This is a genomic window from Mycobacterium sp. IS-1264 (assembly GCF_001954195.1).
In the GTDB taxonomy this organism is placed as follows: Bacteria; Actinomycetota; Actinomycetes; order Mycobacteriales; family Mycobacteriaceae; genus Mycobacterium.
The window spans coordinates 11,895-36,029 of record NZ_MBES01000048.1 but is presented as its reverse complement, the minus strand read 5'-3'; the positions used below and the strand labels follow the sequence as shown (position 1 = coordinate 36,029).

Sequence of the window (24,135 nt, the reverse complement as noted above, 5' to 3'; positions counted from 1 at the left end):
CCCGGCTCCGCGTGGGCGCACCTTGAAGCCATGACATTGATCGACATCCTGCCGTCCCTGGGTCAGGCGGCACCGGTGCGGTTCGATCCCGCGATCTGGCCGGTCACCACGCGTTCCGACGAGGAGGGCCGGCTGTGCGTCGGCGGGGTGGCACTGACCGATATCGCCGACGAGTTCCACACCCCGGCGTACGTCATCGACGAGGCCGATTTTCGGCACCGCGCCCGCCGCTACCGCAAGGCGCTGCGCGGCGTCGGTGTTGTCTACGCCGGAAAGTCACTGCTGACAACGGCGGTGGCGCGCTGGGCTCGCGAAGAGGGCCTCGGGGTCGACGTCTGTTCGGGCGGCGAGCTGGCCGTCGCATTGGCCGGGGGCGTCGATCCCGCCCGCATCGTCATGCACGGCAATGCGAAATCGCCCGACGAGTTGCGCGAGGCGGTGCGCGTCGGGGTCGGACGCATCGTGCTGGATTCGGCCATGGAGATCGCCTACCTGGCCGGCCTGGCGCGACGACGCCAGCGCGTGCTGATCCGGGTGACGCCCGACGTCGACATCCATGGGCACCGGGCGCTGACCACCGGCATCAGTGACCAGAAGTTCGGCTTCACGCTCCATGGCGACCGGGCCGATGTGGCCGTGCAGCGGGTGCTGGCGCACCCGATCCTCGACCTGGTCGGGCTGCACTGTCACATCGGGTCGCAAGTCACCGACGCCACCCGCTACGGCGAGGCCATCCACCGGATGATCGCCGCCATGGCCGACATCCGCATCCGGCACGGCGTCATCCTCACCGAGCTGAATATCGGTGGCGGCCATGGGATCCCGTACGTCTCCGGCGATCGGGAACTCAACCTGGACGAGCTCGCCGGGGTAATCGAGAACGCGCTGGACGAGGCGTGCGCGGCCGAACGTTTTCCCCGGCCGACCGTCGTGGTGGAACCGGGCCGCGCCATCAGCGGGCGGGCCGGTCTCACGTTGTATCGGGTGTGCTCGGCGAAGACGCAACCGGGTGGCCGCACCTTCGTCGCCGTGGACGGCGGCATGAGCGACAACCCGCGGGTGTCGCTGTACGGCGCGCAATACACGGTCGCGCTCGCGAACCGGCATTCGCTCGGAGCCAAGCGCACCGTGACTGTGGCGGGCCGGCACTGCGAGGCGGGCGACGAAATCGCCCGCGACATCCAGCTACCCGCGGACGTGGGGCCCGGCGATCTGCTGGCCGTGGCGTGTACCGGTTCCTATCACCACAGCATGGCGTCGAACTACAACCTGGTCTGCCGCCCGCCCGTGGTGGCGGTCAAGGATGGCCGGGCCCGCGAGATCGTCCGTCGCGAGACGATCGCCGACCTGCTCTCGCGCGACTGCGGCTAGGACCGGGCTCGCGCTACTCGTCCTGCAGCTTGGGATCGGCCTCCAGATGGGTCAGGCCGTTCCACATCAGGTTGACCAGGTGCGCGGCGACCACCTCCTTCTTGGGTTCGCGGGTGTCGAGCCACCATTGGGCCGTCATCGACACCGAGCCCACCAACGCCTGGGCGTATAGCGGCGCCAGATCCGGGTCAAGGCCGCGGCGGGCGAAGTCGCCGGCCAGGATCGAGCTGACCTGGCTGACGGCGTCGTTGAGCAGGCTGGAATAGGTGCCGGAGCTGATCGCGGCGGGCGAGTCGCGGATCATGATCCGGAAGCCGTCGGTGCGCTCCTCGACGTAGGTGAGCAACGCCAGCGCGACCCGCTCGACCCGAACCCGGGACCGGTTGTTCGTCAGCGACGAGGTGATGCCGTCGAGCAGCGCCGACATCTCGCGGTCGACCACCACGGCGTAGAGGCCCTCTTTGCCGCCGAAATGCTCGTAGACGACGGGTTTGGACACGTTGGCGCGCTGCGCGATCTCCTCGATCGACGCGCCCTCGTAGCCGCGTTCGGCGAACAGCTGGCGCGCGATACCGATGAGTTGGTGCCGGCGCGCGCTGCCGGTCATCCTGGCGCGCGGGGCCCGCACTTCTTTATCCGGGGCTGCCACGTCCTTCAGGGTATCGGTTTGCGCAGGTGAAGTTGTATGACTTTGCCTGGGGCCGCCGTCGGCCCCGGTAACGTTTAGAGTCTTGGTGGCGCGGTCGGCGATCGTTCCGGCGGCCGCCGCAGTGGGCAATCCGTCGTGGTGTAATCGGCAGCACCTCTGATTTTGGTTCAGAAAGTTCAGGTTCGAGTCCTGGCGACGGAGCACGGGTCTTTGCCACGAGCGTGCATGAAATGACACGCTTGACGGCGTGTCGGCGTACAAACACGCTCGCTCGCGTCGAAAGGGGATTCATGTCGTTTCGTGGTGACACCGCGGTCCTGGTCTTGGCGGCCGGGCCCGGCACCAGGATGCGGTCAGACACCCCGAAGGTGCTGCATACGATCGCCGGCCGCAGCATGTTGGCCCACTCGCTGCACGCGGTCGCCAAGGTGGCACCCCAGCGCCTGGTCGTCGTCCTCGGCCACGAGCACCAACGCATCGAGCCGCTGGTCGCCGAACTGGCCGAGCGGCTCGGGCGCCCGATCGACGTGGCGCTGCAGGACCGGCCGCTGGGCACCGGCCACGCGGTGCTCTGCGGGCTGTCCGCGCTGCCCGAGGACTACGCCGGCATCGTCGTCGTCACCTCCGGCGATACTCCCCTGCTGGACGCCGACACCCTGGCCGGCCTGATCGCAACGCACAACGCGGCGTCGGCCGCGGTGACCGTGCTGACCACCACGCTGAACGAACCCTTCGGCTACGGCCGCATCCTGCGCACGCAGGACAATGAAGTGATGGCGATCGTCGAACATGCCGACGCGACGGACTCGCAGCGCGAGATCCACGAGGTCAACGCCGGTGTGTACGCCTTCGACGTCGCCGCGCTGCGGTCGGCCCTGGGGCGGCTGAGCTCCGACAACGCGCAACGCGAGCTCTATCTCACCGACGTCATCGCCATCCTGCGCGGGGACGGCCGGTCGATACTCGCCCAGCACGTCGACGACAGCGCGCTGGTGGCCGGCGTCAACAACCGCGTCCAGCTGGCCGAGCTGGGTGCCGAGCTGAACCGTCGGATCGTCGCCGCCCACCAGATGGCCGGCGTGACGGTGGTCGATCCGACGACCACCTGGATCGACGTCGACGTGACGATCGGCCGCGACACCGTCGTCCAGCCCGGGACGCAATTGCTAGGGCACACCCAGATCGGCGCCGGCTGCGTCGTCGGCCCGGACACCACGCTGACCGACGTCACGGTCGGTGACCGTGCGTCCGTGGTGCGCACCCACGGCACGTCGTCGTCGATCGGCGGCGGCGCGACCGTCGGCCCGTATACCTATCTGCGGCCCGGCACCGTTTTGGGCGCCGACGGCAAACTGGGCGCGTTCGTCGAAACCAAGAACTCCACCATCGGCGCGGGCACCAAGGTTCCGCATCTGACCTACGTCGGCGACGCAGACATCGGCGAGCACAGCAACATCGGCGCGTCCAGCGTCTTCGTCAACTACGACGGCGAATCAAAGTCCCGCACCACCATCGGCTCGCACGTGCGCACCGGGTCGGACACCATGTTCGTCGCGCCGGTGACCGTCGGCGACGGGGCCTACACCGGCGCCGGCACCGTCGTGCGCGACGACGTCCCCCCGGGTGCGCTGGCCGTTTCGGCGGGACCGCAACGCAACATCGAGGACTGGGTGCGGCGTAAGCGGCCGGGCAGCGCGGCGGCCCAAGCCGCCGAAGCCGCGGAAAAGGCCGCCCAGCAGCCCCCGCCCCCACCCGACCCGGATCGGGCGCCGTGAGCCCACTGCGTGGCAATGCGGCAGCCCATCCAGACCCTTCGCATACGATGGGGCCTTCAATTCGCTATCTCGATCCCGATACCCCGAGGGCAGCACGGTGAGCCACGACTGGACCGATAACCGCAAAAACCTGATGCTCTTCTCCGGCCGCGCGCATCCGGAGTTGGCCGAGCAGGTAGCCAAAGAGCTCGACGTCCATGTCACCGCGCAGACCGCGCGGGAGTTCGCCAACGGTGAGATCTTCGTGCGCTTCCACGAATCGGTGCGTGGCTGCGACGCGTTCGTCCTGCAATCCCATCCGGCACCGGTCAACGACTGGCTGATGGAACAGCTGATCATGATCGACGCGCTCAAGCGCGGCAGCGCCAAGCGGATCACCGCCGTCATGCCGTTCTATCCCTACGCTCGCCAGGACAAGAAGCATCGGGGCCGCGAACCCATTTCGGCGCGGCTGGTCGCCGACCTGCTCAAGACGGCGGGCGCCGACCGGATCGTGACCGTCGACCTGCACACCGACCAGATCCAGGGTTTCTTCGACGGGCCCGTCGACCACATGCGCGGGCAGAACCTGCTGACCGGCTACATCCGGGACAACTACCCGGACAGCAACATGGTCGTGGTCTCCCCCGACTCGGGGCGGGTGCGCATCGCCGAGAAATGGGCCGACGCCCTGGGCGGCGTTCCGCTGGCCTTCATTCACAAGACCCGTGACCCGCGCGTGCCCAACCAGGTGGTGTCCAACCGCGTCGTCGGCGAGGTCGAAGGCCGCACCTGCGTCCTGATCGACGACATGATCGACACCGGTGGCACCATCGCCGGCGCGGTGCAGCTGTTGCGCGACGACGGTGCCAGTGACGTGATCATCGCCGCGACCCACGGTGTGCTGTCGGACCCGGCCGCCGAGCGGCTGGCCGCGTGCGGCGCGCGCGAGGTGATCGTGACGAACACCTTGCCGATCGGCGAGGAGAAGCGTTTTCCCCAGCTCACGGTTTTGTCGATCGCGCCGCTGCTGGCCAGCACCATCCGCGCCGTCTTCGAAAATGGCTCAGTCACAGGGCTATTCGACGGAGACGCCTAGATGGCTTCCGGTTCACAAGACGCGGTCATCTACCACAATCCCAAATGCAGCACCTCGCGCAAGACGCTGGATCTGCTGCGGGACAACGGCTTTGAGCCCACCATCGTCCAATACCTGAAAACGCCGCCGTCCCGGGACGAACTGGTTCGCATGATCCGCGACGCCGGCATCGATGTGCGCACCGCGGTGCGCAAGCGGGAACCGCTCTACACCGAACTGAACCTCGCCGACGCGAGCGACGACGAGTTGCTCGACGCCATGGCCGAGCATCCCATCCTGATCGAACGGCCGTTTGTCGTCACACCGAAGGGGACCCGGTTGGCCCGGCCGATCGACGCGGTCCGCGAGGTTCTGTGACCTCTCGCTGGACCGTCGGGGCCGCGCTAGTCGCGCTGACGCTGGCCGCCTGCGCCCCGAAACCGCCCGACTACTCGTCGGTGTTGGGAACGACGTCGACGACGGCCACCACCACCACGACGACCAGTAAGCCAGTCCCGTTGTCGAAGTATCTGCAAAGCATCGGTGTCACCGGGCAGCAGGTGGCGCCAAGCAGCCTGACCGATCTGACCGTATCGATACCGACGCCACCGGGCTGGTCGCCGTTCAACGACCCGAAGAAGATCACGCCCGAGACGGTGATGATCTCGAAGGGCGGCAAGTATCCGACGGCTCGGCTGGTGGTTTTCAAGCTGCGCGGGGATTTCGACCCGGCCGAGGTTATCAAGCACGGTAACGACGATGCCCAGCTGTTCCAGAACTTCCGGCAACTCGACGCATCGACCGCGCCCTTCAACGGATTTCCCTCGTCGATGATCCAGGGCAGCTACGACCTCGAGGGCACGCGGCTGCATAGCTGGAACCGGATCGTCATCCCCACCGGATCGCCACCCGCCGGCCAGCGATACCTGGTTCAGCTGACCATCACCGACCTGGCCGGCGAGGCGGTGGCGCAGTCGACCGACATCGAGGCGATCATCCACGGATTCGTCGTCGCGGCAAAGTGATTGGCGGCTGTGGCCGCGGTGACGTCACCGAGATTGCCACCAGGGTCGTGGCCTGTGGCCGAATCACAGCCCTCACGGCAATCTCGGTGCGCGCGGTTCACTACTGTTGTCAGCCATGACCGACTGGACCGCCGCAGACCTCCCCTCGTTTGCCGGGCGCACCGTCATCATCACCGGGGCCAATAGCGGGCTGGGCGAGGTGACGGCGCGCGAGCTGGCCGCGAAAGGCGCCACGATCGTGATGGCCGTGCGGAACACCGAGAAAGGTGACGCCGCCGCGCAGCGGATGCGCGGCGAAGTCGAGGTGCGCCAACTCGATCTGCAGGACCTGTCCTCGGTGCGGCGGTTCGCCGACGGGATCGACAAGGCCGATGTGCTGATCAACAACGCCGGCATCATGGCCGCGGGCTATGCGTTGACCGTCGACGGCTTCGAGGGCCAGATCGGCACCAATCATCTCGGCCATTTCGCGCTGACCAACCTGTTGTTGCCCAAACTGAGCGACCGGGTCGTCACGGTGTCCTCGATGGCGCACTGGGCGGGGCGGATCAACTTCGACGACCTGCACTTCAAGACCCGGCGGTACTCGCCGTGGCTGGCCTACAGCCAGTCGAAGCTCGCCAACCTCTTGTTCACCAGCGAGCTGCAGCGACGACTCGAGGCCGCCGGTTCGCCGCTGCGCGCGGTCGCCGCGCATCCCGGATATTCGCACACCAACCTGCAGGGCGCGTCGGGCCGCAAGCTGGGCGACGCGCTGATGTCGGCCGCCACCCGGGTGTTTGCCACGAACGCCGACTTCGGCGCCCGGCAGACGCTCTACGCGGCGTCGCAGGACGTGCCGGGGAACGCGTTCATCGGTCCGCGGTTCGGCTACGTCGGCCGCAGCCAACCGGTCGGCCGCAGCCGTCGGGCGCGAGACGCGGCCGCCGCCGCCGCGCTCTGGGAGCTGTCCGAGCAGCTCACCGGCACCAAATTTCCGCTCTGAGGCCTGTTCGAGTGTGCGCTGAGGGCGTCGAGTGTGCGCTGACGGCGCCCTACCAGCACACTCATCGATTTCCGCCCTGAGGCGTCCATGCGATAACCTGACCGGGCGTCACGGCGAGGGTGGCTGGCCGTCTAACCAGCACCGTTATCGACGGGGACCGACAGATTGTCGCGATCCTGGCCGTGCCCAGAACCAGAGCACACAGGAGCGACACGATGGCCAAGTCGGCAGTCAATCAACTCACGGCGACGGTGCGAACCGAAACCGGCAAGGGCGCGTCCCGCCGAGCCCGGCGCGACGGCAAGATCCCGGCCGTCCTATACGGTCACGGCACCGACCCGCAGCACCTCGAATTGCCCGGACACGACTTCGCGGCCGTCCTGCGGCATTCCGGCACCAACGCGGTGCTGACTCTCGACATCGCCGGTAAGGAACAGCTGGCGCTGACCAAGGCGCTGCACATCCACCCGATCCGGCGCACCATCCAGCACGCCGACCTGCTCGTCGTGCGTCGCGGCGAGAAGGTCGTCGTCGAGGTCCGAGTCGTCGTCGAGGGCGACGCCGTCCCCGGCACCCTGGTCACCCAGGACACCAGCACCATCGAGATCGAGGCCGACGCCCTGTCGATTCCCGAGCAGTTGACCGTGTCCGTCGAGGGCGCCGAACCCGGCACCCAGTTCACGGCCGGACAGATCTCCCTGCCCTCGGGCGTCAACCTGATTTCCGACCCGGAGATGCTGGTGGTCAACGTGGTGGTCGCGCCGACCGCCGAGGACCTCGAGGAAGAGGGCGCGGGCGAGGTCGCCGAGGGCGAGGAAGCGCCGGAAGCGCCGGCCGAAGAAGAAGAGGGCGGCGAAGCCGAGGCGCCCGCCGCCGAGTCCGAGTAGGCGGCTCGCGACATGGCCGAGCCGTTGTTGGTGGTCGGCCTGGGCAACCCCGGAGACAACTACGCCCGGACGCGGCACAACCTGGGGTTCATGGTCGCCGACCTGCTCGCCGCCCGGCTGGGCGCGAAATTCAAGGCGCACAAGCGTTCCGGCGCGGAGGTCCTCAGCGGCCGATTGGCCGGCCGCTCGATCCTGCTGGCCAAGCCGCGCTGCTATATGAACGAATCCGGCCGCCAGATCGGGCCGTTGGCGAAGTTCTACTCGGTGGCGCCGGCGGACATCATCGTCATCCACGACGACCTCGACCTCGAGTTCGGTCGCATCCGGCTCAAGATCGGCGGCGGCGAGGGCGGCCACAACGGTCTGCGCTCGGTGGCGGCGGCCTTGGGCACCAAGGACTTTCAGCGGGTACGCATCGGGATCGGCCGTCCGCCCGGACGCAAGGACCCGGCGGCTTTCGTGCTGGAGAACTTCACGGCGACCGAGCGTCCCGAAGTCCCGACGATTTGCGAGCAGGCGGCCGACGCCACCGAGTTGCTCATCGATCTGGGGCTGGAGCCCGCGCAAAACCGCATCCACGCCTGGTAGGCCTGTTCTGCGACCACGTAGGTCATCGAGAGATGTCCTCGAGCGCCTGGTGCGCCGCGTTGTAGCCGGGCGTGAACGTAATACCCGGTCCCCCATGGCATCCCGCGCCGCCGAGGTACAACCCCTCGATCGGAATGGGAAGGTCCAGGAAGCCCTTGGGCCCGGGCCGGTTGGGTCCCATCAGGTCCGGATGCAGCAAGCCGTGGCAGAAGTCCCCGGAGGGCGCGGCGAACATCGTCTGCATGTGGTACGGCGCAAACGTGATGTGCCGTATCTGGATGTCGCGGAAGTTGGGCGCGTAGCGGGTGATCTTGTCGATGACCTTCTCCGCCATCACGTTCTTGAGCTGGCCATGCAGGTCGCGGTTGGCTTCGACCGGGAAGGCGTAGGCGAACGCGCTCGCCGCGTGCTTGCCCGGGGGTGCCATGCCGGGGTCGTGCACCGACGGGATCTGCATGCCCATCGACGGGTTGTCGGGAATGATCCCCCTCTTGCACTCCTCCCATTGGCGTTGCTGTTCTTCGGGTGAGCCGAAGATGCCGATGGACGACTGCATGCCCGGTTCGTTCAGGAAGTCGTACGGCGGGGCGAATTCCGGCAAGCCGTCGAGCGCGAAGTGGATCTGGACGAACGACGCCCGGTGGTCGCGGCCGGTGAGCCGCGCGACCAGGTCGGCGGGCAGATGCTCGGCGCCGAGCAGGTCGATGAGGGTCAGATCGGGCGACAGGTTGGATACCACGACGGGCGCGGTGATCTGTGAGCCGTCACGCAGACGCACGCCGGTCACCCGGCCGTTTTCGAGGAGAATCTTTTCGACCTTGGCGCGATACCTGACCTCGCCGCCGTGGGAGACGAACATCTCGTGCAGGTGCGTGCAGAGCGCGCCGATGCCGCCCTCGAGCTTGGTCATCATCGCCGTGGTCTCGTTCGGCACGGCGAGCGCGAATGCCAAACACGTTGCGCTGCCCGGGGTATACGGCCCGCGGTAGGTGGAGTTGATGGCGAGGAACGCGAGCATCCCGCGCAGCACCGCGTGCTTGTCCCTGTCGGGCAGGAAGCGGTTGATGGGGTCCATCGCCGTCCCGAACAACAACTCGTGGATGGCTCTGCGCTCGGATTCGTTTGCCGCGCAGGCATACATCTCGTCGAGGGTCTTGGGCGGGGTGCACACCTCGAAACGGTCGAGCGCCTTTGCGGGCCCCTGGCTCCACCCGATCATCTCGGCCATGCCCGTGACGGCGTCGGCGCCGAGCTTCTCGGCGAGGTGCGTCATCAGCTGCATCGGGTCGCGATAGAAGATCATCGGTTCTTCGCCGTCGTCGCCGAGGTTGACCGACTGCACCTCGGCATCGATGGTCGGCAGGGTGTCCAGCCCGAGCTCCTTGACGATCTGCGGCGCGGTCGGAAACTGCACGGAACCCGCGATCTCGTAACGGAATCCGTCGATCAGCTCGACGGTGGCGGCCATGCCGCCGGTATAGGTGTTGGCCTCCAGGCACAGGGTGCGCAACCCGGCGCGCTGCAGGATCGCCGCCGCGGTCAATCCGTTGTGCCCGGCGCCGATGACGATCGCGTCATAGTCCGTCATCGCTCCTGCTCCTTCTCCCACTCGGTCTCCGAGTCCGTTCCGCGCGACAGGAGCCGCGGGCGCCCTCAATATATGTCAGTACTGACTTAATTGGAAGACGCCAACTGTGACGGAACGGTGTGGTGGGATGCGAGGTATGGGCGAGAAGGAGAACCTCCACAAGCTGCGCCACAGCAGGACCCATGATGCGCTGCGCCAGGTGGCCCTCAAGCGGTTCGCCAGCGAGGGATTCGGAAACGTCACGGTGCAGCAGCTCGCGCAGGAGGCCGGCGTCACCGAGCGCACCTTCTTTCGGCACTTTCCCACGAAGGAAGCCGTGCTGTTCCAGGACTACGACACCCAGGTGGAGTGGCTGGCCGAGGCGCTCGCGCACCGCCCCCGCTCCGAGTCAGTGTTCGAGGCGGTGCTGGCCAGCGTGGCCAGCTACCCGCACGACATCGAGCTGGTTCGGCAGGCGGCGCTCGCCCGCGCCGAATTGATCACCGGGGAGCAGATCGCCAGCCACCTGCGCGTCGTCCAGGCGTCGTTCGCCGCGGTTATCACCGACTTCGTCAAGCAGCGCTACCCCGATGTCGCGAACATCGATCTGGTCGCCAACGTAGCGGGCGCCACGCTCGCCGCGGCCCTGGTGATCGGGGTGGAGACGTGGGGGCGGAACGGCTGTGTCGAGGATTTGGGAGTCATCTCCGCCACGTGCCTGGAGCTGGTGCGGTCGGGTCTCACCCCGCTGTCGTGACGCGGGAGCCGTCGGCGCTAGCTGACGAGCGTGACCGAGGTGGACCGGCGCAGCTTGCCCGACGGCGTCTTCGGAATCGTCCCCGGGCCCAGCACCACCACATTGCGTGGCCGCACGTCGACCTCGCTGACGACCTCGTGCGCGACCTGGTGCTCGATGCGGCGCACCTCGGCCGGGTCTTGCCAGGCGTTGGATTCGACGGCGACGGCGAACGTCTCGCGCGAGTGACCCGCGTCGAGCCGCACCGCGACGGCGCAGCCGGGCCGCACCCCCTCGACGCGGCAGGCGGCCCGCTCGATGTCGGTCGGGTAGATGTTGCGGCCGGCCATGATGATGACGTCCTTGACGCGGCCGCACACGACGATGTGGCCCTCCTCGGTGAGGTAGCCGAGGTCACCGGTGTCGTACCAGCCGTGCTCGTCCTGCGCCGGGATGAAGCCGCCCATGGTGAGGTAGCCGGGCGTCAGCGATTCGCCGCGGAGCTCGATGACGCCGACGCCGCGCGGCGGCATCACCTCGCCGTTGTCGTCGATGATGCGGGCTTCGAGATCCTGCAGCAGCGGGCCCAGCGTGGCCAGCCTGCGAACGTTGCCCTTGCTGGCGGGCACCGCGCGGCGCAGCGCGGCCAGCAGATCGGCGTCGACCTCGTCGACAACCAGACCGGCGTTGCACTCCGAGAACGAGACCGCCAGGGTCGTCTCGGCCATACCGTAGGCCGGCAGGATCGCCGAGGGCCGAAGCCCGAACGGCTTGCCGGCGTCCAGCAGGTCCTCGACGTCGGCGGGTTCGACGGGCTCGGCGCCGGACAGCGCGAAGCGCAGGGTCGACAGGTCGAAGTCGCCGGGTTTCGCGTTGCGCCGCAACCGCTTGGCCAGCAGCGCGTAGGCGAAGTTGGGCGCCGCCGTCATGGTGCCCTGGTACTTGTCGATCAGCTTCGCCCACAACAGGGTGTCGCGCAGAAAGTCCATCGGCGTGACCTTGACCAGCTCGGCACCGAAGAACATCGGAATGGTCAGGAAGCCGACCATGCCCATGTCGTGGAAGCAGGGCAGCCAGCTGACCATGACGTCCTTGTCGACGTCGTACTGCGCGCCGATGAACATCGCCTCGGCGTTGGAGTAGATGTTGCGGTGGGTGATCTGGACAGCTTTGGGTGAACCGGTGGACCCGGACGTTAACTGCATCAGCGCCAGATCGTCCTCGCCGACCTCGACGGGGTCGATCGGATCCGACGCCAGCAGGTCGGCGACGGTGAGGACCTTGATCCCCTTCTCCTCCAGCACGGGGATGGCCACCAGGAAGGGCTCGGAGACGATGACGGCCTTGGCCTCGATCATGCCGATCACGGTCATGGTGTCCTCGGCCCAGACGGCAAGGTCGGTGCGCGGCGTGGGCTGGTGCAGCATGGTGAGGCTGGCCCCGCGCATCCACAGGCCCTGCGCGGTCGGGGCGATCTCCACCGGGAAGCCGGCGAGCACACCGATGGCGTCGCCGAGGCCGATCCCCGCGGCGGCCAGGCCGCCCGCGATGCACCGGGCGCGCTCGTGGACCTCGCCCCAGGTGTGGCGGACGGGTTCGTGGGGTTCACCGGTGACCATGCCCGTCTTCGCGGTGCGGGCGTTGCGGTACATCTTCTCGGTAAACCGGCTCACAAAGGCCTCCTCGGTTCCGGCAGATTCCCCAACGCCCGGAATCTCATATTCCGCCTGCTGGGGGCTACTTTGCAGCAGGCGCGCGAGCACAGTTGGGCAGCGGTTAGGTCTCGAAACGGCGATGAGTCTGCAAACCCGGTAGGCCGTCCACCGCAGCGCCCGGCAGACGACGAAATCGAGTGGTCCTGCTTACCGCTACTCGTCACCGCGAGTCATCTTAAGCAACTCTTAAGGAAGCGCCAACTTCTAGCGGCCGCTGAGTCGGATTTCACACCCCGTTCAGACTTCGGTTGGCGCGGGCACGACGCGGGCGCCGGGCACCGGTCCGCTCGCGACCCGGACCGTGCGGCAGACCCCCGCCCCCGACAGCTGGGTGCCGATGTCGACGGCCTGCGACGCCGAGGTGCACAAGAAAGCGCACGTCGGACCGGATCCGGACACGATGCCGGCAAGCGCACCGGCCTCCACACCGGCGCGCAGCGTCCGCCGTAGTCCCGGGTCCAGGCTCACCGCCGCCGCTTGCATTTCGTTGCCCAGTAGCGGCGCCAGCTGCTCAGGGTCGCCCGCGGCCAGGGCCGCCAGCACCGGCCCAGGCTCGGCCAGCCGTGACGGCTCGCCGCTCTCCCGGAGCCGGTCGAGCTCGCCGAACACCGCCGGGGTGAGCAGCCCGCTGTCCGCGAACGTCAGCACCCAGTGAAAGGTGTTCCGCGACAACACGGTCGCCAGCTCCTCGCCGCGACCGGTCCCCAGCGCGGTGCCGCCATGCAGAGCGAACGGCACGTCGCTGCCGAGTTGCGCGGCGAGCATGCGCAGATCGCGGCGGGGCACGTTGAGCTCCCACAGCGCGTTGATGCCGACCAGCACGGCGGCCGCATCCGCGCTGCCACCCGCCATGCCGCCGGCCACCGGAATGGATTTGTCGATCATGATCGAGACGTCGGGTGCGCGGCCGACATGATCGGCCATCAGCTCGGCGGCCTGCCACGCGAGGTTGCGTTCATCGATGGGCAGCGTGTCGGCGCCCTCGCCGACGAGCTCGAGCGACAGCACGTCGGCATTGCGCACGGTCACCTCGTCGAGCAAGGACACGGCTTGGAACACCGTCGTCAGCTCGTGATAGCCGTCCTCGCGACGATCGCCGACGGCCAGGTAGAGATTGACCTTTCCGGGCACCCGAACGGTGACCGACCCGGTGGGCACCCACTGTGTTGCGGTGCTGCCGTCAGACGCGGACACCGCAGCAGACTATCGCTGGAACGGGCGGCGTCCTACTCAGCTCGCGGACGCGTGCCCCGAAACGTGCCGCAGCGCGGCATCGGGGTTCGCCGGGGCGGCGCCGTCGCCCGGTGCACCGGAACGCCGCAGCAGCCGCACGAAGTCGTCGATGGACAGAGTCTCGCCGCGCCGGGCGGGATCGATGCTGGCGGCCAGCAGGCGATTCGCCGACTCGCTGCCCGAGCCCGCCCACTCGGCGAACGCGTTGCGAGATGTCTTGCGCCGCTGAGCAAACGCGATGTCGACCAGTTCGAATACCCGCCGCCGGAAAGCTTCGTCGGTTGGCCACGGCGACGTTGTGTGCCGGTCGATGCGAACCAGCCCGGAATAGACCCGGGGAATGGGCCAGAAGACCGTCGGCGACACCGTGCCGCAGCGGCGGACCTGGCCGAAGAAACGCACCTTGACGCTGGGCACGCCGTAGTCTTTGCCGCCCGGCTCGGCGGCGAGGCGTTCGGCGACCTCGGCCTGCACCATCACAGTCACGGTGCGGATCGACGGAAACTCGGCAAGCAGGTGCAACAGCGCCGGGACCGCGACGTTGTAGGGCAGGTTGGCGACGACCGCCGTCGGTTCGGTGGTCACCTCGTCACGGGCAAGGGTCAAGACGTCGCGGTTGAGCACGGTCAGCCGTTGGATTTCGCTGTGCGAGTGCTCGGCCACGGTCTGGGGCAGCCGCGTGGCCAAGACCGGGTCGATTTCGACGGCGGTGACGGCGGCGCCGCGGTCGAGCAACGCCAACGTGAGCGACCCGAGACCGGGACCGACCTCCAAGACATGGTCGGAGCGGCTGACCCCCGAGCTCGAAACCACCCGGCGCACCGTGTTGGCGTCGTGAACGAAGTTCTGGCCGAGTGCCTTCCGTGGCCGAAATTCAAGTTCCTTGGCCAGCCGCCTGATCTCGGTGCGCCCGAGTAGCCGGATGGTCAGCGTGCACCAGCTCTTCCGCTGCACACCGGCCAGGCGCCCCACCCCTGGCGCTCGCGGGTCACCTCGGCGACGGCGATCTGCTCTTCCCGGGTCGCCAGGTCGGCGCGGGAGGCGAACCGCAGGCCGCCATTGCGCTCCCAGGTGCCCTGGTCGAATTGCACACCACCGTAATACCCGTTACCGGTGTTGATCGCCCAGTTTCCGCCGGCCTCGCAGCCCGCGATGGCGTCCCAGATGGATCCGTCGATCACCGGGGGCACATCGGTGCCGGGCTTGGTGCCGACGCGCACCACTGATTCCCGGGACGGGGTGATCACGACGTTCGCGACGGGGATCCGGCCGGTCTCGACACCGTTGACGGTGGCCACCGCGTACGTCACGTCCTGCGTGCCCGGGGCGCCCGGGTCCTCGACGACCTGCCGGCTGACGTTCATTTCGGGGTCCTCGACCCGGCGAGCGTTCGGCGGCAGCGGAACCCGCTCGGTGACCCGTTGGATCCGGTTGCGCGTCACCTGGATTTCCATGCCGTCGACGATCGGCGACGTCGCGCTCGGCGCCACCTGATCGCTTTCGGCCAGTGGTATGCCCGCGGCGCTCAGCAGTCCCGCGACGTTGGGCGCCGGCAGGTGCACCGTGCGGGTCGTGCCGCCGTCGTTGATCTTGACCGTCTTGGCGCTGACGACCGGCAGGGCCATGCCCGCCAGCGGAACCCGGCTGCCGCGGGAGGCAGCGGCGGGGGCGGTGTCGGTCATCGCGAGCTGAGCCAGCGCCTCGTCCACGGTGGACGCCGTGGTCCAAACCTGCTTGGCGTCATGGCCGTCCAGCGAGATCTGCAACGGCCGGCTGCGACGCAGCACGATGTTGGCGCTGTCGTGTACCTGGACGTCACCGGCGGGGTAAAGGTCGTCGCGCTCGTCGACGGTGTAGCCGTTCTCCGCGACGATGTCGATCACCCGCGACTTCATGGTGGTCACCCGCATCGCGATGCCGTCGACGGTCAGCGTCACGGTCTTGGATGCGGAGACGGCAACGCCGCCGGCCAACGCCAGTACTAAGAGAAGGCCCGCGACGACGAGCCGCAACATGGGTGATGGGGATTGATGAAGTTTCGCTAATACACTCAACGCGCGCTAACCCCGACCTCAGCAACCACTTCTCGACCTACTCAGGACCTATTCAGCAGAAAACGACAAAGGGGCCTGCGGGCCCACCCGTTCGATCACAAGACGGTAACGAACCGGCCAATGTTCGGCAACTCCGGCGCGAGGCTGTAGCGCCAGTGTTACCCAAATCACCCGTCGCGCTAGGACAGTCCGTAGACCCGGCGAGCATTGCCGGTGGTGATCGCCGCCAACTCCTCGGGCGGGCGACCGACCAGTTCAGCCAGCGCCCGCACAGTATAAGGAAGGCAGTACGGCTCGTTCGCCGCGCCCCGATACGGGTGCGGCGTCAAATACGGTGCATCGGTCTCCACCAAAAGCTGCTCCACGGGTATCAACGGCACAGCCTCCCGCAGGGCGCGCGCGTTACGAAAGCTCACCGTCCCCGACAGGCTGAGCGTCCAGCCCGCGTCGACGCAGCGGCGGGCCATCGCGGCGTCCGACGAAAAGCAGTGGAAGATCACGGCGTCCGGGGCACCCTCGGCGCGCAACACGTCGAGCACCTCGGTGTCGGCCTCCCGGTTGTGGATCATCAGCGGCTTCCCGCACCGCTTCGCCAGGTCGATATGCCACGCGAACGCCTCGCGCTGCGCGTCGGGCCGCGCGCAGCCGTCCAGGCGCCCGGGCCAATACAGGTCCATCCCGGTCTCGCCGACGGCCACCACCCGGGGGTGGGCTGTTAGTCGCTCGAGCTCGGCGCGCGCCGTTTCGTCGAGCGCGTCCGCGCGGGTCGGATGCAGCGCGACCGCGGCGTAGACGCGTGGATCCCACTCGGCGGCCCGCGTCACCCAGCGCGCCGACTCGAGGTCGTCGGCGATGGTGACCACCGCGCCGACCCCGACGGCCGCGGCGCGCTCGACGATGGCCCGCACCCCGTCGGCGTCGCTCGCCCCGCACGCGTCGAGGTGGGTGTGGGCGTCGACCAATGGCGCCAGCGGCTCGGGCGCCGGCGGCGCTTCTCGTTTACCGGAGCGGTTGAAGCTCACCGCCACACAATAGGGTGAGTCTCGATGAGGCCGTACTACGTCACCACCGCGATCACGTACCCCAATGCCGCACCGCACCTGGGGCACGCCTACGAGTACGTCGCCACCGACGCCATCGCGCGGTTCAAGCGGCTCGACGGCTTCGATGTCCGCTTTCTCACCGGGACCGACGAGCACGGCCTCAAGGTCGCCCAGGCCGCGGCGGCCGAAGGACTGCCCACCGCCGAACTGGCGCGGCGCAACTCCGACGTGTTCCAGCGGTTGCAGGAGAAGCTGAACATCTCCTTCGACAGGTTCATCCGCACCACCGACGCCGACCACCATGAGGCATCGAAGGAAATCTGGCGCCGGATGGCGGCGGCCGGCGACATCTACCTCGACACCTACTCGGGCTGGTATTCCGTGCGCGACGAGCGGTTCTTCGTCGAAGCGGAAACCGAACTGCTCGACGACGGCACCCGCATCGCCGTCGAGACCCGCGCCCCGCTGACGTGGACCGACGAGCAGACCTACTTCTTCCGGCTCTCCGCGTACGCCGACAAGCTGCTGGCCCACTACGAGGCGAACCCTGATTTCATCGCGCCCGAGGTGCGGCGCAACGAGGTCGTCAGCTTCGTCTCGGGTGGCCTGCGCGACCTGTCCATCTCGCGCACCTCGTTCGACTGGGGCGTGCCGGTGCCCGAACACCCCGATCACGTCATGTACGTCTGGGTCGACGCGCTGACCAACTACCTGACCGGCGCCGGCTACCCCGATACCGATTCCGACTTGTTCCGGCGCTACTGGCCGGCCGACCTGCACATGATCGGCAAGGACATCATCCGGTTTCACACCGTGTATTGGCCGGCGTTTCTGATGTCGGCCGGAATCGAGCTCCCCCGAAGGGTTTTCGCGCACGGGTTTCTGCTCAACCGCGGCGAGAAGATGAGCAAGTCGGTCGGCAACATCGTCGACCCGGTCGCGCTGATCGACACGTTCGGTGTGGATCAGGTGCGCTATTTCCTGTTGCGGGAAGTTCCTTTCGGCCAGGACGGCAGCTACAGCGAAGAGGCGATCGTCACCCGGATCAACGCCGACCTGGCCAACGAACTCGGCAACCTGGCGCAGCGGTCGTTGTCGATGGTGGCCAAGAACCTCGGCGGGGTGGTGCCCGAGCCCGGCGAATTCACCGCAGCCGACACCGAACTGCTGAACACGGCCGAGGGTTTGCTGGAACGGGTGCGCGCGAGTTTCGACGCTCAGGCGATGCACCTGGCCCTCGAGGCGATCTGGCTGATGCTCGGCGAGGCGAATAGATATTTTTCGGCCCAGCAGCCGTGGGTGCTGGGCAAGAGCGAGTCCGGGGCCGATCAGGCGCGGTTCCGTACCGTCCTCTACACCACGTGCGAGGCCGTGCGCATCGCGGCGCTGCTGGTGCAGCCCGTCATGCCGGAGTCGGCCGCCAAGCTGCTGGACCTGCTCGGCCAGGACGAAGACCGGCGGGCGTTCAGCGCCATCGGCGCGCGGCTAGCCCCCGGCACGGCGCTGCCGGCGCCCGCGGGCGTGTTCCCCCGCTACCAGCCGCCCGTGTGACGGAAACACCGTCGGGCGAGGTAATAGAAAAAAGTGTCCGGTATGGCCGCTGCCATGGGCCATAATCGGCCGGTGGAGCGACGACGTAATCGGCAACCCAGCCAGTCGCCGATGACGACCTTGAAGCAGCTTCCCGCGCTGGTCGTGCTGGAGCGGATCCCGGTTCCCGTGCTGGCTATCGGGCATGACGGCAGCATCCTGTTCACCAACACCGCGTTTGCCGAGATGGTGGGTTACGAACCGGACGAGGTGCTGGCGCTCGGGTTCCACGAGGTCTTCCATGAGGCCCCGGCCTCGGACTCCCTGCTGTCGGTCGTCCACGCCCTGGGCAACATGGTCGTCGAATTGGCACACCGGGACGGTTCGGTCGTGCGCGCGCTGATGAGTAAGTCGGCGGTGCGGCGGGCCGACGATCAATTCGCCCTCGCGACATTCCAGGATCTGACCGCGCAGCTGTGGATCGAGGAGCGCTAGCTCCGGCGCCTGGTGCGCAGCACGATTACTCCCGCACCGACGATGGCCAGGATCAGCCAGCCCGCGCCGAACCACCACAGCCAGGCCAGGTCCGAGTGACTACCGCCCCCGGGCGCCGCCGCGACCGGACCGGCGGTGGGGGACCGATCGACGGTGACCGGCTCTTGTCCCGGTACCGACACCGCCGCGACGCCCTTGAGGCTGGGCCAGTGCTTGGTGTCGCTCGTGAGCCAGCGCAGCAGCTCGTCGAGCTGGAAGGGCGCGCCGTTGGAGGTCGCGATCAGCAGCGACCGGCCGCGGTTGAAAACCGTTTGGAGAGAAGCGAACCGCAGTGACGGGTCCAGTGTCAGCTTGGTGGGCTTGCCGCCCGACTCGACGGCGTTGATCGTGATCGGCCCGCTGGGGCCGGCGGACACCGGGAGCGCGATATCGGAGTGGTTCCATCCGTCGGCGGCGATCACGAGCGCGGGATTCGACGAATCGAGCGCCTGCTGAACGCTTGTGACGGTGGTGTCGATCGGCGCCGCACTGATGCGCTGCAGGCCGACCATGATGTCGATGGCGCGCTTGGTGTCGATCAACGAGTGGGGCTCGATCGCCACCTGAACCTTGGGCATCAACGCCTGCGGCACCGACTGCAGGCCGCCGGGCACCGGTGGCGCGGCGGGGCTGCTCTGCACGGTGGTGTCGCCGGTGATGTTCAGCGTGAGTAGCGAGTTGCCGGCGCCAGGCGTGTAGAAATCGCCGCAGTGTCCGATGTTGCTCGCCACGTCCAGCACTACGTCAAGGCTGGTGTATCGCTGCAGCAGCCGATCCGGCACGTCGATCCAGTGGTCGATGGCGCCATGGCCGTCGGTGGGCCAATGGTCGATGGTCTCCGCGCCGATGTTGGCGGTGATCTGGCCGCCGACGTTGGCCGGCGTCGGGGTATAGGACCCCTGCAGATGCACGCGCACCCCGTGCACGGATCGGCCAAACTTGGTCTGGTCCAATCCGATTGACACCCGGGGCTGCAGCGAAGTGGCGTTGGCGAAGGGCTGCCCCAATTCGCGCAGCGTTGCGTTGTTGCCGGGTAGTTGCGGAGTGGTCTTCAACGATTCCGCCGACGCCCTGGAGACAAGGGCCAGCCGCGACAGGTCGTTGAACAGCAGCGCGGTATCCGATTCGTCGGTTCGCCCGAGGGGCCCCGAGATCAACAGCCATGGCACACCGGTGTTGCCTTGCAGGGAAAGCCCGGCATCCGATCCCTCTTTGACGACAACCTGGCGTTCCAGCGGTTGCGGCGGCGTCGGCGGCGCCTGCTGTCCGTCGGGCAACGGGACCACCGCGATCTCGGGAGCCTGCCTGCCGTAGTGCGCGGCCGCGGAGGTGGCGAGTTGAATTGCCGTGTCGGACTCAGCAGTTGACGGTGCCTGCGGGAGAAATATGGTCAGCTTGCGCAGCACCGGCGGCAAGAAATGGGCCACCGTCGTGGGCGGCTGTTCGACCCCGGTGTAGTTGATCGTTCCGTTGACCAGACGCAGCGGGCTCTCCGGGTACAAGCAGTATCCGTCCAGGGGCACCAGGTAGGAGCGCACCGTCACCGATACCCAGTTGTCGGCGACTTCCGCGCCGGTGAGCGGGAGGACTATTGGCGCTTGATCGGTGGTGGGCAGGTTCAGCCGCGTGATGGTGCGCTCGCCCTGGGTGACGGTGAGCTGGCCGGACCGCATATTGATCGGCAGTTCGACCGTCGCGTTCAGCGCGGTCGGTGTCAGCCCGTGCAGCACCGGCACGCTCAGCTGTTGGGAGCTGGTGAATCCCCAGAACGACAAGGTGGACGAGGACCCAACGTCGGCCAGCGCCAACGTCGTTGACTCGGTCGCGCCCGCGTCGCCGGGCGCAGCCTGCGATACCGGGGCGCTCATGACCAAGGATCCGACCACACCAGCCAGCGCAATAACTCGGCTCGCATATTTCCGGTTCATCACCGGAACAGTATGCATTGTCGAATGCGCGCGGTAATTGAATCGCGGTATCGGCGGATGCCTAATTGCTTTCCGGCACCGTCTCGGTGCGGGCGGCGGCGAGCCGGGCATGGCGCATTGCTTCGCGAGCAAGGAATTCCCGGGAATAGGCGAGCGAAGCTTCTGAGACGATGCCGGGAAGCAGGAGTTCCCAAATCCGGATCAAGCGCTCGCTGAGGTCGCAGACGACGCCATCTTTTGTGTCGACGGCAGATATCGCGTTGGACAGCAATCGCGCTCCGAACATGGCGCCGACAATCGATTCGCCGACCACTTGCGGGTCGAGGTCCTTGCGGAGGTCTCCCTCGGCGATGGCGCGCCGGGCCTCGGCTGCCATCAGCTGAACCGAAGCCGCACAGAAGTTCCCGGCCGCTTCGTTGAAGCCGCTCAAAGTGGCGGTCAGTTGCACGGCCGCGCGGGCGGTTTCGTCCGAAGTCATCACTTCGGCGATCGTGAACGTGCCGTGCAGCAGGTTCTCCAGCCCCGGCGATGACGACCCGCACGCGTTCCGATAGGCGTTGGCGAGCGTGCCTGAGCCCTCCTCGATGAGCGCCGACGCCAACGATTCCTTCGAATCGAAGTGATGGTAGAGGGCGCCCTTGGTCATCCCCGTGCGTTCGATGATCGTGCCCCACCCGGCGGCCGCATAGCCGACCTCCCCGAACACGTCGGTCGCGGCTTTGAGAATCTTTCGCCGAGTGGCTTCCGACCGAACCTGCCGCGCCATCGCCCCTAATACCTCCGGCATCTCGTCGGGTGCGCGGATTCGTCAGTCACGTTTCGTATCGCCCCGCAAGACGATCAAGGTTAACAGCCCCGGCGATCCCGGCCGTCGGGTCCGTCTCGGTCTCGTTACCCGGAGTCGGGATCGGTCGAATTGGCGTTGATCGCGAGTGCCGCACGCCGCCTGAGGAATTGCCGGAAGTATTCGACGCGGTCCGGTCGCAGGATTCCGGCCATCAGCAACGCCCAACATTTTTCCAAGTCGAGCAAAAACCGTTCGGGTTGATCCAGGTTGCTGGTTTTCCGCAGCCCCATCTGCAGCGACACGATCAAGCGTCCGACATCCTCCGGGTCGCACCGGTCGTCGATGTCACCCTCACCGACGGCCTGCTCGACGACCGCGGCCAATGCTTTGACCCAGTCGTCCAACAACCTCTCCTGCAGGCCTTCCGAACGACCGACGGACTCGATCAGGTTCAGCCCCGCCCTGACTCGATCGGTCTTGATGTCCTGGACCGCGATGAGATAGGAGAAATCGATCAGGGTCTCCAGGCCGGAAAGTCCCCGCGTGATCAGGTCTTGCACGGCGGCCGTACCGGCTTCGGTCTGTTGATCGATGATCGCGACGGCCAGCGCGTGCTTGGACTTGAAATGGAAGTACATCGCGCCCTTGGTCAGTTCGGCCTCGGCGAGAATGTCATCGAGGCCGACCTCGTGGTAGGCGCGTTGCGCGAACTGATGCGAGGCGGCCCGCAGAATCTGCCGCCGCGTCGCATCCGCGCGTCCGTCGGGTGGGTGGGTGGTCATCGAAACCGACGACTCAGCTGTCCGCCGCCGCGAAATCGCGATCGCCATCGGTGCCCTGAGCTGGGTCGATCGCCTTCACGTTGTTGATGCCCTCCTCGAGCGGCGCACACACCTGGTTCTTCCAGCGGTCCGAGGCGAACTACTCGCCGGCGTCTCTCGGGCGGCGTTTGGCCACCTAAGAGATTATCAGGACGAGGTCGCTGGGCCGTGCAAACGGGCCCCGAGCCCGTCTAGATACCTGTGACAAGGATCCCACCCTATTTTCCGTTCTTTAAGTATTTTTTATGTGCTATTATATGGTTGTCAGTTTGCAGCAGGGGACCGAGCTACGAGGGGACCGCATGTCGTTCGTCATCACGCAGCCCATTGCGCCGGCGGGCTCAGCGGATGCGCCAAGGGCCTTAGTAGCCGTGATGAGCAGCGGAAACGCGGTCACCTCGGCCCGCCACGAGATCATTACACCGCACGGCCTGCGCTACGCAGGGACCAAGATCCTCCATCAACACGTCAAATACCCATCGTCAGCAACATGGCGGTCTACTCATGCTCTGAGTATGCGTGGCCGGCCGACGCTCGTCCGCGACGATGACGCGCCGGCTTGGCCGCGGCCCGCCGGAACCCGGGGTCTGCCGTGATCGAATTTGGTGCGCTTCCGCCGGAGATCAACTCCGCGCGGATGTATGCCGGGCCCGGGCCGATATCGCTAGCGGCCGCGGCGGTGGCCTGGGACAACTTGGCGGCCGAATTGCATTCCGCTGCAAGCGCTTACCGGTCGGTCATCGCGGGACTGACCACCACACGCTGGATGGGTCCCTCGTCGCTGACCATGGCGTCCGCGTTCGCTCCGTACGTGGCATGGACGACCGGCGCCGCCGCCCGGGCCGCCGAGACCGCCAGTCAGGCGTTGCTTGCGGTCGAGGTGTACGAAGCCGCCTTCGCGATGACCGTCCCGCCGCCGGCGGTCACCGCCAACCGCGTCCAACTCGCGATACTGATCGCCACCAACTTCTTCGGCCAGAATTCGGCGGCGATCGCGGCCACCGAAGCCGAATACGGCGAGATGTGGGCGCAGGACGCCGCGGCAATGTATCAGTACGCCGCGAATTCAGCCGTCGCGTGCGAGGTGACACCGTTCACCCCGGCGCCGCAGACCACGAACCCCGCCGGATTCGCCGAGCAGTCGGCCGCGGTCACCCAGGCAAGCGGCATCTCCGGAGCATCGCAGGCCAACCTGGCGAGCGTGGTGACTTCGGTGCCCACCGCGCTGCAGTCGCTCGCATCGCCCGCGACCAGCTCGACCAGCACGTTCGCCTCGACCGCGGCGACCGCCGCGACAACCACCGCCGCCTCGGCCGCCTCGTCGGATATTTCGAACCTCGTGGCGTCCAACATGCCCGCGTGGCTGATGGCCGCGGCCACCCCGGTGTACGCCATGTCTTCAATCATTGGAATGGCCGCGAGCGGTCAGGGCTTGGCGAGTGGCGCCGCGTCCGCGGCGGGTGCCGCGGGTGCCGCGGCCGCCCAAGGGGCAGCGGCGGGAGCCAGCGCCGCCGCGGCCGGGGCGGGCGCACTCGGCTCACTCGGGCCCGGTGCGTTGGGCAGCCTCGGCACCGCGGCCTCGCTGGGCCCGCTGTCGGTGCCGGCGAGTTGGACCAGCGTGATCCCGACGGCGCACATGACCGCCGCGGCCGCATTGCCCAACGGCCTCGGTGCGCCGCCCGTCCCGCCCAGCATCTTGGGCTCGCTACCGCGCGCGGCCGCGTCGGGCAAATCGCTCGGGCCTCGGTACGGGGTGATCCCCACCGTCATGACCCGCCCGCCGGCCGCCGGATACGTATAGGCACCCAGATGAACGCAGAGCAGCAGCACACAGGGCCGAGGGCTCTTCG

22 protein-coding genes and 1 tRNA gene are annotated in these 24,135 nt (G+C 67.5%); 13 read left to right on the top strand and 10 right to left on the bottom strand.

Going from position 1 to position 24,135, the window contains the following annotated elements; genetic code table 11:
* Positions 1-30 precede the first annotated feature (30 nt).
* Positions 31-1,371 (top strand): diaminopimelate decarboxylase, encoded by a 1,341-nt coding sequence (gene lysA / locus A5744_RS08745; protein WP_076060147.1) that lies wholly within the window; start codon positions 31-33, stop codon positions 1,369-1,371.
* A 13-nt stretch (positions 1,372-1,384) separates the two neighbouring features.
* Here the strand turns inward: lysA and A5744_RS08740 are convergent, their stop codons facing one another.
* Positions 1,385-1,978 (bottom strand): TetR/AcrR family transcriptional regulator, encoded by a 594-nt coding sequence (locus A5744_RS08740; protein ID WP_139329783.1) that lies wholly within the window; start codon positions 1,976-1,978, stop codon positions 1,385-1,387.
* 171 nt (positions 1,979-2,149) lie between these two features.
* Here A5744_RS08740 and A5744_RS08735 point away from each other — a divergent pair.
* The 8 genes from A5744_RS08735 to pth all read left to right on the top strand — a co-directional run bounded on the left by A5744_RS08735 (position 2,150) and on the right by pth (position 8,337).
* Positions 2,150-2,221 (top strand) — tRNA-Gln (locus A5744_RS08735).
* A gap of 89 nt (positions 2,222-2,310) precedes the next feature.
* Complete coding sequence (glmU, locus tag A5744_RS08730; protein ID WP_076060144.1) at positions 2,311-3,795, top strand: bifunctional UDP-N-acetylglucosamine diphosphorylase/glucosamine-1-phosphate N-acetyltransferase GlmU; 1,485 nt, start codon at positions 2,311-2,313, stop codon at positions 3,793-3,795.
* 97 nt (positions 3,796-3,892) lie between these two features.
* Positions 3,893-4,873, top strand: coding sequence for a ribose-phosphate diphosphokinase (locus A5744_RS08725; RefSeq protein ID WP_076060142.1), 981 nt, complete (start codon positions 3,893-3,895; stop codon positions 4,871-4,873).
* Positions 4,874-5,230, top strand: coding sequence for an arsenate reductase (glutaredoxin) (gene arsC / locus A5744_RS08720; protein ID WP_076060140.1), 357 nt, complete (start codon positions 4,874-4,876; stop codon positions 5,228-5,230).
* Positions 5,227-5,877 carry an LpqN/LpqT family lipoprotein gene (locus A5744_RS08715; RefSeq protein ID WP_076060139.1) on the top strand — a complete coding sequence of 217 codons (651 nt, stop codon included), beginning with the start codon at positions 5,227-5,229 and terminating at the stop codon, positions 5,875-5,877. Before arsC ends, A5744_RS08715 begins: the two co-directional genes overlap by 4 nt.
* Positions 5,878-5,992: 115 nt before the next feature.
* Positions 5,993-6,862, top strand: a complete 870-nt coding sequence (locus A5744_RS08710; RefSeq protein ID WP_076060137.1) for an oxidoreductase — start codon at positions 5,993-5,995, stop codon at positions 6,860-6,862.
* A 215-nt stretch (positions 6,863-7,077) separates the two neighbouring features.
* Positions 7,078-7,749: a 50S ribosomal protein L25/general stress protein Ctc gene (locus A5744_RS08705; RefSeq protein ID WP_076060135.1), complete on the top strand. Its 672-nt coding sequence runs from the start codon at positions 7,078-7,080 to the stop codon at positions 7,747-7,749.
* A 12-nt stretch (positions 7,750-7,761) separates the two neighbouring features.
* Positions 7,762-8,337, top strand: a complete 576-nt coding sequence (gene pth, locus A5744_RS08700; protein ID WP_076060134.1) for an aminoacyl-tRNA hydrolase — start codon at positions 7,762-7,764, stop codon at positions 8,335-8,337.
* 22 nt (positions 8,338-8,359) lie between these two features.
* On the opposite strand, the gene A5744_RS08695 is transcribed toward pth, so the two are convergent.
* The gene (locus A5744_RS08695) at positions 8,360-9,925 is read right to left on the bottom strand and encodes an NAD(P)/FAD-dependent oxidoreductase (RefSeq protein WP_076060132.1); all 1,566 of its coding nucleotides are present in this window, start codon (positions 9,923-9,925) and stop codon (positions 8,360-8,362) included.
* Positions 9,926-10,061: 136 nt separating this feature from the next.
* Here A5744_RS08695 and A5744_RS08690 point away from each other — a divergent pair, with 136 nt between their 5' ends.
* Positions 10,062-10,661 carry a TetR/AcrR family transcriptional regulator gene (locus A5744_RS08690; protein WP_076060130.1) on the top strand — a complete coding sequence of 200 codons (600 nt, stop codon included), beginning with the start codon at positions 10,062-10,064 and terminating at the stop codon, positions 10,659-10,661.
* 17 nt (positions 10,662-10,678) lie between these two features.
* Here A5744_RS08690 and A5744_RS08685 read toward each other — a convergent pair whose 3' ends face one another.
* The 5 genes from A5744_RS08685 to A5744_RS08665 form a co-directional block, all read right to left on the bottom strand.
* Entirely contained in the window at positions 10,679-12,313 is a 1,635-nt protein-coding gene (locus tag A5744_RS08685; protein WP_076060179.1) for a fatty acyl-AMP ligase, read from the bottom strand.
* 279 nt (positions 12,314-12,592) lie between these two features.
* On the bottom strand, positions 12,593-13,549 hold the full coding sequence (locus tag A5744_RS08680; RefSeq protein WP_076060128.1) for a 4-(cytidine 5'-diphospho)-2-C-methyl-D-erythritol kinase: 957 nt from the start codon (positions 13,547-13,549) through the stop codon (positions 12,593-12,595).
* Positions 13,550-13,585: 36 nt separating this feature from the next.
* Entirely contained in the window at positions 13,586-14,551 is a 966-nt protein-coding gene (gene rsmA / locus A5744_RS08675) for a 16S rRNA (adenine(1518)-N(6)/adenine(1519)-N(6))-dimethyltransferase RsmA (protein ID WP_076060177.1), read from the bottom strand.
* Positions 14,515-15,642: a resuscitation-promoting factor gene (locus tag A5744_RS08670; RefSeq protein ID WP_205866297.1), complete on the bottom strand. Its 1,128-nt coding sequence runs from the start codon at positions 15,640-15,642 to the stop codon at positions 14,515-14,517. Before A5744_RS08670 ends, rsmA begins: the two co-directional genes overlap by 37 nt.
* A 179-nt stretch (positions 15,643-15,821) precedes the next feature.
* Positions 15,822-16,670, bottom strand: a complete 849-nt coding sequence (locus A5744_RS08665) for a TatD family hydrolase (RefSeq protein ID WP_076060125.1) — start codon at positions 16,668-16,670, stop codon at positions 15,822-15,824.
* Positions 16,671-16,688: 18 nt separating this feature from the next.
* On the opposite strand from A5744_RS08665, the gene metG reads away from it, so the two are divergent.
* Both metG and A5744_RS08655 read left to right on the top strand, forming a co-directional pair.
* On the top strand, positions 16,689-18,236 hold the full coding sequence (gene metG, locus A5744_RS08660; protein WP_076060124.1) for a methionine--tRNA ligase: 1,548 nt from the start codon (positions 16,689-16,691) through the stop codon (positions 18,234-18,236).
* A gap of 111 nt (positions 18,237-18,347) precedes the next feature.
* Positions 18,348-18,710, top strand: a complete 363-nt coding sequence (locus tag A5744_RS08655; protein WP_083663037.1) for a PAS domain-containing protein — start codon at positions 18,348-18,350, stop codon at positions 18,708-18,710.
* On the opposite strand, the gene A5744_RS08650 is transcribed toward A5744_RS08655, so the two are convergent.
* The 3 genes from A5744_RS08650 to A5744_RS08640 form a co-directional block, all read right to left on the bottom strand.
* Positions 18,707-20,695 (bottom strand): hypothetical protein, encoded by a 1,989-nt coding sequence (locus A5744_RS08650; protein WP_076060121.1) that lies wholly within the window; start codon positions 20,693-20,695, stop codon positions 18,707-18,709. The genes A5744_RS08655 and A5744_RS08650 overlap by 4 nt on opposite strands.
* 43 nt (positions 20,696-20,738) lie before the next feature.
* Positions 20,739-21,443, bottom strand: a complete 705-nt coding sequence (locus tag A5744_RS08645) for a TetR/AcrR family transcriptional regulator (RefSeq protein WP_076060119.1) — start codon at positions 21,441-21,443, stop codon at positions 20,739-20,741.
* Positions 21,444-21,568: 125 nt separating this feature from the next.
* Positions 21,569-22,246: a TetR/AcrR family transcriptional regulator gene (locus A5744_RS08640; RefSeq protein ID WP_076060117.1), complete on the bottom strand. Its 678-nt coding sequence runs from the start codon at positions 22,244-22,246 to the stop codon at positions 21,569-21,571.
* Between the two features lie 631 nt (positions 22,247-22,877).
* Here A5744_RS08640 and A5744_RS08635 point away from each other — a divergent pair.
* Positions 22,878-24,086, top strand: a complete 1,209-nt coding sequence (locus tag A5744_RS08635; RefSeq protein WP_076060115.1) for a PPE family protein — start codon at positions 22,878-22,880, stop codon at positions 24,084-24,086.
* Positions 24,087-24,135 lie beyond the last annotated feature (49 nt).